This window comes from Azospirillum brasilense (assembly GCF_001315015.1).
GTDB lineage: Bacteria > Pseudomonadota > Alphaproteobacteria > Azospirillales > Azospirillaceae > Azospirillum > Azospirillum brasilense.
Genome location: NZ_CP012919.1, coordinates 146,837 through 156,480, shown reverse-complemented (window position 1 = coordinate 156,480; position 9,644 = coordinate 146,837). Strand labels below are relative to the sequence as shown.

General features: G+C 73.2%; 9 protein-coding genes. 3 read left to right on the top strand and 6 right to left on the bottom strand.

Features of this window, described 5'->3' with window-relative positions; genetic code table 11:
- The first annotated feature begins 57 nt into the window (after positions 1-57).
- Entirely contained in the window at positions 58-294 is a 237-nt protein-coding gene (locus AMK58_RS29300; RefSeq protein ID WP_059399853.1) for a hypothetical protein, read from the top strand.
- A 66-nt stretch (positions 295-360) separates the two neighbouring features.
- Entirely contained in the window at positions 361-2,112 is a 1,752-nt protein-coding gene (locus AMK58_RS29295; protein WP_059399852.1) for a glycosyltransferase, read from the top strand.
- Here AMK58_RS29295 and AMK58_RS29290 read toward each other — a convergent pair.
- Entirely contained in the window at positions 2,032-2,832 is an 801-nt protein-coding gene (locus tag AMK58_RS29290; protein WP_059399817.1) for a class I SAM-dependent methyltransferase, read from the bottom strand. The genes AMK58_RS29295 and AMK58_RS29290 overlap by 81 nt on opposite strands.
- A 97-nt stretch (positions 2,833-2,929) precedes the next feature.
- Positions 2,930-4,138, bottom strand: a complete 1,209-nt coding sequence (locus AMK58_RS29285) for a glycosyltransferase family 4 protein (RefSeq protein WP_059399816.1) — start codon at positions 4,136-4,138, stop codon at positions 2,930-2,932.
- A gap of 597 nt (positions 4,139-4,735) precedes the next feature.
- On the opposite strand from AMK58_RS29285, the gene AMK58_RS29280 reads away from it, so the two are divergent.
- Positions 4,736-5,359: an FkbM family methyltransferase gene (locus AMK58_RS29280; RefSeq protein ID WP_051141036.1), complete on the top strand. Its 624-nt coding sequence runs from the start codon at positions 4,736-4,738 to the stop codon at positions 5,357-5,359.
- A 32-nt stretch (positions 5,360-5,391) separates the two neighbouring features.
- On the opposite strand, the gene AMK58_RS29275 is transcribed toward AMK58_RS29280, so the two are convergent.
- The 4 genes from AMK58_RS29275 to asnB all read right to left on the bottom strand — a co-directional run bounded on the left by AMK58_RS29275 (position 5,392) and on the right by asnB (position 9,551).
- A complete protein-coding gene (locus AMK58_RS29275; RefSeq protein ID WP_059399815.1) occupies positions 5,392-6,513 on the bottom strand; it encodes a glycosyltransferase in 1,122 nt (373 codons plus the stop codon).
- Positions 6,510-6,770 (bottom strand): hypothetical protein, encoded by a 261-nt coding sequence (locus AMK58_RS29270; protein WP_035683501.1) that lies wholly within the window; start codon positions 6,768-6,770, stop codon positions 6,510-6,512. Before AMK58_RS29270 ends, AMK58_RS29275 begins: the two co-directional genes overlap by 4 nt.
- A 36-nt stretch (positions 6,771-6,806) precedes the next feature.
- On the bottom strand, positions 6,807-7,553 hold the full coding sequence (locus AMK58_RS29265) for a class I SAM-dependent methyltransferase (protein ID WP_079285519.1): 747 nt from the start codon (positions 7,551-7,553) through the stop codon (positions 6,807-6,809).
- A gap of 219 nt (positions 7,554-7,772) precedes the next feature.
- Positions 7,773-9,551 carry an asparagine synthase (glutamine-hydrolyzing) gene (asnB, locus tag AMK58_RS29260; RefSeq protein ID WP_059399851.1) on the bottom strand — a complete coding sequence of 593 codons (1,779 nt, stop codon included), beginning with the start codon at positions 9,549-9,551 and terminating at the stop codon, positions 7,773-7,775.
- Positions 9,552-9,644: the final 93 nt, after the last annotated feature.

Here is a 9,644-nt window from a genome sequence, read left to right as displayed (position 1 = left end):
CGCTTCGCCCTGGACGATGCGGCCGGCTTCCTCGCCCGGGCCTGCGCCCTGGACCCGGTGGACAGCGCGGCGGCGTTCTCCCTCGTTCTGACGGACATCGTGCGCGGGCGCCCGGACGCCGTCGCCGCCACGCTGGACTCCGTCGCAGAGCGGCAACCCGACGCGCTGCCGGTGGTCTTCCACCGCTGCCTGTTCGACCTCGTGCGGGGCCGGCCGGCGGACGCCCTGGAGCGGGGCGCCGCCAGCCGCATGGCGGGCGCGGTTCGATCCTGGCACTCCAGGGGCTGGCCCTGATCGCCCTCGGCGAGGCGGAGCGGGCCGAGCCCCTGCTGCGCCAAGCCCTCGTCGTCCGATCCCCAGATGCTCCATGGCCTGCTGGACGCCGCCATCGGCCTGCACATGCTCGGCAGGATCGCCGAGGCGGAGGAGGTCCGGCGGCGCGCCACGGCTCACCACCGCGGGGCGATGGTGCCGTTCCTGGCAGCCGTGCGTCGCTGGGTGGGGGAGGAGACGATGCGCTTCCTCGGCGTTCCGGAGGGGGCGCTGCCCGGGCCCCGCCCGACCCGCCTGATGCCCGCCGCCGCACGGGCCGCCGGCCCCCCTGCACACCCTCTCGTCAGCGTTCTCATGAGCGTCCACCGGGACGTGCGGTTCCTGGACGCGGCGGTCGACAGCCTGCTGGGCCAGACTCTGGGCGACTTCGAGCTGCTCCTGGTCGATGACGGCTCGCCTCACGCGGAGCGGCTGCGCGCCCTGGCCGAGCGTGACCGCCGCGTGCGCCTGGTGGTCAACGACCGCAACCTCGGCCTGACCGTCTCGTTGAACCGGGCGGCCGGGCTGGCGCGGGCCCCGGTGATCGCGCGCATGGACGCCGACGACATCAGTCATCCCGACCGCTTGGCGGCGCAATATGAGCGGCTGTCCGCACAGCCCGGCCTGACGGTCGTCGGCAGCAACTATGTCGCGGTGGATACCGGGGGCGCCCCGCTGCGCACCATCCGGCTGCCGGAGGAGGACGCCGCGATCCGCTGGACAGCGCTCTTTGCCAACCCCTTCTGCCACCCCGCCACGCTGTTCCGCGCCGCCGATTTCCACGCCGCCGGCGGCTACGACGAGCGGCTGGCGTGCGCTCAGGACTACGACCTGTGGATGCGCCTGCTGCGGCGCGGCCAGGGGGCCAACCTTCCCGTGCCGCTGCTGCGCTACCGGATCAACGACCAGGGGATATCCGCCACCCGGAAGGTGGAGCAGGAGGCCGTGGCCGGTGCGATCCGGCGGGTGGAGTGGCTGTCCTGCGGCGTCGGCGACCTCGATCCGGAACGGGTCGCGGCGCCCGTCTGGCGCCTCCAGACGGGCGCTCCGGCCTGCGATCCCTCCGATACCCTGGCCCTGACCCTGGCCACGCTGCGCCTGCTGGACGGGCTGGCGGCGCGCGATTCCCGGAACGTCGCCGGCCTGCGGGAAACGCTGGCGGCCGTGGCGCGGCGGGTGCTGTGGACGGCCGTCGCCGCCCTGGGGTGGCGGCTGGCCGGCGGCTGGGACGGGCGCCGCCTGCTGGCGCTCGCGGCCCGTTTCGACGCGCCGGAGGTCGCGGCCTGCCTGGCGCTCGGGCGGTCCCGCGCGGCCCGGCGCTGGGCCGCCCGGCCGCCGGACTTCGACTTCGCGTGCACCGGTCACGCCGTCCCCGGCGCCGGAGTGGTTCCGTGGACGGAACTGTCGGGATTCGCCGGAGTCTGGATCTACGGGGCGGGAGAAGGCGGACGGGCGGTGCTACGCGTCTTGCGCCGGCTGCGCGGGTGCCGCGTGGCTGGCTTCGTGGACAGCGTCCGCCGGGGCGGGTTCGAGGGGCTGCCGCTGCTCAGCCGCGCCGACTTTCTGGCGCGGCCCGCTACCGGACGGGCGGTGGTTATCGCCTCCGGCGCCTGGCGGGAGATCCTGGAGGGGCTCGGCGGGCTTGCCGGCCAAGGTCTCTTCGTCGCCGATGTGGAGGGGGACCTGCGCCTCTACCGCGTGCCGCCCCCGCCGGGCGGCTCAGGGTCGGCGGACCAGGATGGCATAGCCGCTGGTCGGACCGGGAACCAGCGGGTCGAGGCGGACGGCTGCCCTGGCTAGCGCCGCGTAGATGGCCAGGAGCGGGCCGGGGCGGCGCAGCCCGGTCAGCCATGGCCGGCAGGCCAGCCCCCGCAACCGGTCGTCGGGCCCGCCGTCGCGCAGCCGGTCGTGCAGCACCCCCCGTGTCCGGCCGCTTTCCAGGATGCCGATCGCGAGCATGTGCAGCAGGAATGAGACGCCGCCGCCCTGCCGGTGCAAGGCCAGGATCTCGAAGCCGGCGTCCCGGAACAGCGCCGTGAGACCGCCGGCGCCGTAGCGCCGGTAGCCGTGATACCCGAACAGCAGGTGCGACCGCAGCCCCGGCACCAGATGCAGCCTGAGCCCTCCCGGCCGGGTGGCCGCGAAGATGCGCCGCACCGCTTGGCGGTCGTCCTCGACATGCTCCAGGGCGGAGGAGGACAGCACGAGGTCGAAGGCGCCTTCGGGCAGGGGTACGGTCTCGATCGGGCCGCAGCGGTAGGACGCCTCCAGCGGGGAGGGGGTGGCCGCGTACCGCTCCCAGTCCGCGCCGGGCACGACGTCGATCCCGAGATAGCGCCCGGACAAGCCGTGCCGGCGGAAGAACTCCACGTAATGGCCGCGCCCGCAGCCGACGTCGAGGATCGACTGGGGCATGCCGGGCAGCCCGTCCAGCAGCCTGGACAGGGACGCGTCGTTGTAGGTGCGCAGGGGCGAGGCGCCGCGCCGGAGCGGGGCCTCCTCCTCCGCCGTCAGCCGCATCGGCGGGGCGGCGGCTCGCCACGGCCCTCCGCGATCTGCGCGCGGATGAAGGCCAGGTAGGCGCGCCGGCCGGCCCGATCCAGCGGCAGGTCGCCGTTCACCGCGGACATGGCGCCTCCCCGCCGGCCCCGGCCGCCTTCGGCGGGCGCGCCAGGATGTCCCGGTACAGGGCCAGCTCGTTGTGGACCGTCCGCTCCAGCGACAGCGTCGCCAGCACTTCCTCCCGCGCCGCCCGGCCCAGCGCCGCCCGCAGGCCGCAGTCACCGGCCAGTGTCCGCACCGCGTCGCGGATGGCGTCCGCCTCCGGTTCCACCAGCAGGCCGGTCCGGCCGTGCCGGACCACCTCGCAGATGCCCGGCCGGTTGGCGCCGATCACCGGCAGGCCGCAGGCCATGGCCTCCAGCAGTGCCTTGGGATGCCCCTCGTAGCCGGAGGGCAGCAGGAAGCAATCCGCCCGCCGCAGCAGGGCGGGCAACGCCAGGTGCGGCAGGATGCCGTGGAAGGTCACGTCCATGCCCTGGGCGGCGGCGCGCATGGCAGGCAGCAGTTCCCCCTGTCCCACCACGTCGAGCGCCACGTCCAGGCCGCGCAGCCCCTCGATCAGCAGCAGCGGGTTCTTCTGCGGGACCAGCCGGCCGATGAAGGCCACCCGGAACGGCCCAGGCTCCCGCCGGGCGCCGGGATCGGGGGCGAAACGGTCGGTGTCCACGTAGTTGGGGATGACCGTGACGGCGCCCGCGTCGGCGCCGGTCGCCAGGACGCTGCCGCGCATAGCGTCGGCGGTGACGACGCAGCGGTCGGCCGCGGGGAAGACCGCGGCCTCCAGCGCCCGCGCCGACTGGGTCTGCGGGCTGTCCGGGCCGTGCAGGTGGACGCAGGCTTCCGAGAGCATGTAGCCGCAGCGCGCCATGAACCAGGCCCCGGCCGTCCGCGCGGCCGCGAACGCGGTGTCCGCGCCGGCGGTCTGGTTGGTCTTCACCAGCGTCGGACCCCGCCAGAGGCGGGGCAGCCGCCGGGCGATCCAGTCCCGGTAGCGCGCCGGCCCGAGGCCGCGGTCGCAGACGATGCGGATGCCCGGCAGGCGCGACCGGCAGGCGGCGTCCCAGCGGTCGCCGTAGGTGACGATGGTCAGGGCGCGCAGATAGGGCCGCAGCCGCCGGTACAGGGCCACTTCGCGCTCGAACATCCCCGCCTCCTCCCAGATCCGCAGCGAGATGCCGTCGGTCATGAACAGGACGAGGTGAAGATCGGCGAGGGAGGGAGGGGCCGGGACCGGCGGCTGGGGTGGAAGTCCGGAAGGCACCATACGGGAGAGTGTCCGTGTCTCGATTGCGGCCGCTGCGGCCAGGTCCATGGCACGCCCGGAGGAACGGGCGCTGCACGCTGCGGGGGGCACGCGCGGCATTGTGCCAGCCCGTCGGGCAAAGGTCCATCGCCTCCATGATGCGGGGCAGGGTCATTCAAAGAAAGCCGCTCTTGACGGTTGGATGGTTGCACACCGATCCTCGGCACCGGCCATGCGGACAGCCGGGATTGGAGCGTCGAAGGAATTGGCGATGCGCAGCATGGAAATGATCGACACGGATTTCACGGATCGAGATCGGATTTCACGGAATCAGCCAGCGAGGCCCACGTCATCGGCCGACGAACTGCCGAAGCTCTTCAAACGATTGCCCTGCGGCCAAATGCCTTGCGTCCCCGAAAACTTTCACAATAGATAGCCGGACGGTGCGCCCCGCCCGGCGATGACGAACCGACCGGACGGGCCCGCTCCGCACTGATGCAGAAGGATTCGGTGCCGTGCCCAACGCTGCTTCGATCACCGAGGCCGAACGCGTCCGCCGCCGCACCGGGGTGCTGCTGGACGCGCCGATCCCCGTGCTGGCATGAAAGGGTCCACTGCATGACCGGGGACAGGAGCATCGCCGCCGCGCAGCACGCGGTGGAGCATGCCTTCCTAGAGCGGGTGGCCGCTCTGGAGCCCGGCGACATCGCCGTGGACTGCGGGGCCAATGTCGGGCTGTTCACGCTCCCCATGGCACGCCGCGGGGCGCGCGTCTTCGCCTTCGAACCGAACCCGCACGCGTCCGGTGAGCTGGCCCGGCGGCTGACGCCATTCCCGAACGTCACGCTGCGGCAGGCCGCCGTTGCCCTCGACGACGGCCCGGCGTCCCTGCATTTCCACGTCAACGCCCGGCAGGACCCGCTGACTTGGTCGACCGGTTCCTCGCTGTTGCCGTTCAAGGGGAACGTCAGCCGGGAGGACCGAGTGACGGTGGAGGCGGTGGACTTCGCGGCCTTCGTCCGTGCGCTCGACCGCCCGGTGACGCTGCTGAAGATGGACGTGGAGGGGGCGGAGGTGGCGATCTTGCACCGGCTCCTTGATCTCGGCCTCCAGGACCGGATCCGGCACGCCTTCGTCGAGCTGCACGACGCGAAGATCCCCGAGCTCCGCCCGGAGACGGAGAGGCTGCGGAAGCGCATCCGCGACGCCGGTCTGGAGAATATCAACCTCGACTGGATGTGACGGCGGGGCCCCCGCTCGACGGACGGGGGGCGTCAGGCCGCGCAGGCATCCAAAAGCATGGCCGCCCGCCTCGTGAAGGTCCACCGCTCCGCCAGGCGGTGCGCGGCCGCTACCCGCCCGTCGCGCGCCGCGCCCGGCGCGATGGCCTCGTCGATGGCGCGGGCCAGGGCGGCGCCGTCGTCGGGTTCGCAGAACACCGCCTCCCGCCCGCTCAGCCAGTGCCTCAGCGCCGGAATGCCGGTTGCCACCACCGGCACCCGCGCCATCATGTACTCGCCGAGCTTCATCGGGCTGGTCCAGGCGGCGCTGGGGTGGGTGGCCGAGGGCGGCAGCAGCGCCACGTCGGCGCCCCACAGGAAGGGCGGGATCTCGGCGTGGGCGCGCAGCCCGTGCAGCGTTATGTTGGTCAGCCCCGCCGCCTCCACCCGCGCGCGGGTGCGCTCCACATCCTGCGGCCAGCCGCCGACCAGGTGGAAGCGGATGCCGGGGCGCAGGGCCACCGCTTCGAGAATGGCGGGGATGCCCTTGTAGTCGTAGAGATGCCCGGCGTACACCGCGTTCGGCCCCGGCCCCAGCGGGGAGGGAGGCGGTACGGCCGGACGGGCGAACAACCGTTCGTCCACCGCGTCGGGCAGCACGACGATGCGGTCGGCGGCGGCCCCGCGGGCGGCGTACCCCCGCGCCAGGACCGGCGCGATGGTGACCAGCCGGCGCAGGCCGGGCAGGTGGGTGGCGGCCAGCAGGTCGGCGAAGTCCGGCCGGGCGTTGGACGGGTCGGTGTGGGCTTCGACCAGCGTGGGAATCCCCTCCCGCGCCGTCAGCGCCGGCAGCACGTAGCTGCGGGCGTAGACGATACGGGCTTCGCGGGCCCGCGCCAGCTCCAGCGCCGGGACCGCGAAGCCCATGCCGTCGCCGCGCGGGGTGCCGTCCGCATTCGCTGGCAGCATCACCCAGTCCAGCGGCGCGTTCAGGCCGTAGAGCGCGTTCAGCCGCTCCGGCGACACCGGGCCGCCGGCCGGCTCCAGGCAGACGAAGACCACGTTCAGCCCGTTGCGGGCGAAGCCCTCGGCCATCTTGACCGTGTTGACGGCGTGGGCGAACAGCGACCCGGCCTCGATGGCGGCGGCGGCGAGCAGCGTGGGGCGGGCGCTCACAGCCACCCGCCCGCGCGCTCAGACCAGCGACTTGAACGGGTCAAGGCAGCGCTCCCCCATGATCCCGGCGGGTTGCGGCCCACATAGTGGGAGTCGCCGTTGGCCACGAGGATGATGTCGAAATCCTGGTCGTCCCGGACGACCTCCACGTCGGACCGGGTCTTCAGGTGGTCGTGCAGGAGCTGCTGCACCGCCAGCCCGAGGAACTGACCCGTTTCGCTGACGGGGTAGTCGATGAAGATCCTGAGCTTGTCCATTCCAGGGTCCATGGTGGGGGAGCGGCCCGCCCCGCCTCAACCCGCGGCCGGCGAGGTGGCGATGGCACGCAGATCGAAGCCGCGGACCAGGGAGGCGACCGTCCAGCCGCCCGCCTCCAGATGCTCGCGCAGCAGATCCAGCGTGTACTCCCGGCGGTGGTCGGGATCGTCCATCCAGAACAGGCCGATGTCCTTCCGGACCAGCTTGTACCAGGTGCTGTCCACGGCCGGGACCTTGACCACGATCTTCGGGATGTGGCGGGCGAGATTGGTGAGCAGCGGCACCGGGTCGTCGAGATGCTCCAGCACGTGCGAGCAGACGACGACATCGAACCGGCCCTCCGGCAGCTCGCGCGTCGCGTCCATGGTCAGGAAGCGCAGGTTGGGCATGGTGTTGTTGCGGATCGACTGGGCCACCCGGTCCGGGTTGATGTCGACGGCGACGACCTCCGCCGCGGTCTGCGCCATCCATTGCTGGTAGTAGCTGGCCCCGCATCCGATATCGAGGACCCGCTCGCCCGGCCGGATATTCTCCACCAGGAAGGCGGCGTGGCCGGTCCAGAGGTAATGCTTGGGATGCCGGAGGTCGTAATAGTCGTTGCAGGCGAGGTTGAGCATCCGGTCCGCATACTGGATCACCTCGAACCAGTAGGCGATGGCCTCGCGGCCTTCCGGCGAGCCCGGGGCAAATCGGTCGCCGATCGAGCACCCCTTGCGGGCCAGGCTTTCCAGGGTCTTCACATGGGGCGGCGTTTCCGGCCGTTCCCCGTCGGACGCGGACATCGGGATCTCCACGGGCTGGGTCGTGTGGTCGTGCGGGACCGTACCCCATTCGAGCGGTGCAAGCCACCATGCCGAGCACCTCGGTCCGGATACATCGGTCCATGGACCACGCTGGCCGGAGCGTCGCGGATCGCCGCCGAGCTGGGCGTCACGGAAACAGTCCGGCGCTTCTCCCCGGGGCTTCTGGACGCCGCCGGGTGACGGCGGTCCCTCCGGCCGTCATTCCATCCAGCTCCCGGCCCACAGCGACAGGGCGAGCAGAGCCCAGATCCGGGCCTGGCGGTACGGCGACCGCGCCTCCACGATCCGCCGGAAGCCGGGATCGAGCAGGCCGTGGCGGACCAGCGGGCCGGCGGCGACGCGGTCGAGGGCGGCGTTCCAGTCGAAAGGGCCGGTGTCCTTCAGGCTGAAGCCGGTCTTGGGATGGCCGAACACGCGTTCGGGCACCCGCCCGGCCAGATAGCGGCGCAGCACTGGCTTCCCATGCACCGCCTCCTCGGCCGCAGGCGGGCGGGACAGGCCCCATTCGACCAGCCGGTGGTCGAGGAACGGCACCCGCACCTCCAGGCCGTACGCCATGCTGGCGCGATCGACCTTGGCCAGGATGCTGTCGGCGCAGAAGGTGGCGAGGTCCACCCGCTGCAGGGCGCGGCGCAGGGGCAGGCCGGGTTCGAAGGCGGCCTCCAGCGGCGCCAGCATCTCCTCCTCCCCGAAGCGCAGCCCCGCGGGGGCGAACAGCGCCTCGACCTCGTCCGGCAGGAAGCGCGGGAACAGGCGCATGGCGTGGCGGTGCAGCACCGACCGCGCGGCGAAGGCGGCGTGGGCGTCCCCCGCCTCCGCCCCGGGCGGCGGGCCGTCCGGGTCGAGGCCGGCGTACCATGCGTAGCCGCCCAGCACCTCGTCGCCACCGTCCCCCGACAGCACCACCTTGTGCTCCGCTGCCGCGGCGCGGGCGATCCCGGCCATGGTGACCAGGGCGCTGTAGCCCTGGGGCTCGTCGAACAGGGCCGCCACCCCGGCCAGCCGGTCCGCCAGCCCATCCGTGGGGGCGGGAACCAACCGGTGCTCCAGGCCCAGATGCCGTGCCACCGCGGCCGCCACTTCCGCCTCGGCGTCGGGGCGGCCGGGGTAGCACAGGGTGTAGGCGGCCGGGCGCAGCCCGGCCCCGACGGCGGCCGTCGCGACCGCTGCGGAATCGAGCCCGCCAGAGAGGAACAGGCCAGCCGGGACGTCCGACAGCAGGTGGTCGGCCACCGCACGGTCGAACAGGCCGGCCCAGCCCGCATCCCCGTCCCCGGCCGCCGCCAGGCTCCGCGGCGCCTCCCAATAGCGCCGGAGGGCGGCACCCTGCCCCGGCTCCCAGACCAGCAGCCGGCCCGGCTCCAGCTTGTGGATGCCGCGCCAAGCGGACAGGGGTGCCGGCACGTAGCCGAGGGTGAGCGCATGGCCGAGCGCCCGCAGTTCCACCGCCGGCCCGATCCCGGGCAGCGTCGCGAGGGGCCGCGCCTCGGAGGCGAAGGCGATGCCGCCGTCTCCCGGCTCGGCCCAGTAGAGGGGCTTGATGCCGACCCGGTCGCGCGCCGCCAGCAGGCGGCGGCGGCGGTCGTCCCAGAGCACGAAGGCGAACATGCCCGTCAGGCGGTCGACCACCGCGTCCCCCCAGGCGCGGTAGCCGTGCAGGATCACCTCGTTGTCGCTGCGCGAGGCGAAGGCGTGGCCGAGCGCCTCCAGCTCGGTCCGCAGCGTCGGGGCGTTGTAGATCTCGCCGTTGCAGACCAGCGCCAGCACATCGCCGGTCCCGCCGCCCGCGTGCAGCAGCGGCTGGTTCCCCGCCGGCGACAGGTCGTTGATGGACAGGCGCCGGTGCCCCAGCCAAGCCAACCCGGACGGCGCCGCCCAAGCGCCGGCGCCGTCCGGGCCGCGGTGGGCCAGCCGGTCCAGGGCGGCCGTGGCGGGCGTTACGGGTCCGGGACCGGCGACAGCAAGCAGCCCACACATCGATCTGTCCTTCCCCGGCGTCCGCTCCATTCCCGCGACCTTGCCGAGGGCCGCCGGTACCGTCAAGCTCCCGGCACGGGGAAGCCGGTCGTG

What these genes read in the sequence shown, in the direction of transcription:
- AMK58_RS29280 (WP_051141036.1), top strand. Translation starts at nt 4,736, where the DNA reads ATGACCGGGGACAGGAGCATCGCCGCCGCGCAGCACGCGGTGGAGCAT.
- AMK58_RS29295 (WP_059399852.1), top strand. Translation starts at nt 361, where the DNA reads ATGCTCCATGGCCTGCTGGACGCCGCCATCGGCCTGCACATGCTCGGC.
- AMK58_RS29270 (WP_035683501.1), bottom strand. Translation starts at nt 6,770, where the DNA reads ATGGACAAGCTCAGGATCTTCATCGACTACCCCGTCAGCGAAACGGGT.
- asnB (WP_059399851.1), bottom strand. Translation starts at nt 9,551, where the DNA reads ATGTGTGGGCTGCTTGCTGTCGCCGGTCCCGGACCCGTAACGCCCGCC.
- AMK58_RS29265 (WP_079285519.1), bottom strand. Translation starts at nt 7,553, where the DNA reads ATGTCCGCGTCCGACGGGGAACGGCCGGAAACGCCGCCCCATGTGAAG.
- AMK58_RS29285 (WP_059399816.1), bottom strand. Translation starts at nt 4,138, where the DNA reads ATGGTGCCTTCCGGACTTCCACCCCAGCCGCCGGTCCCGGCCCCTCCC.
- AMK58_RS29290 (WP_059399817.1), bottom strand. Translation starts at nt 2,832, where the DNA reads ATGCGGCTGACGGCGGAGGAGGAGGCCCCGCTCCGGCGCGGCGCCTCG.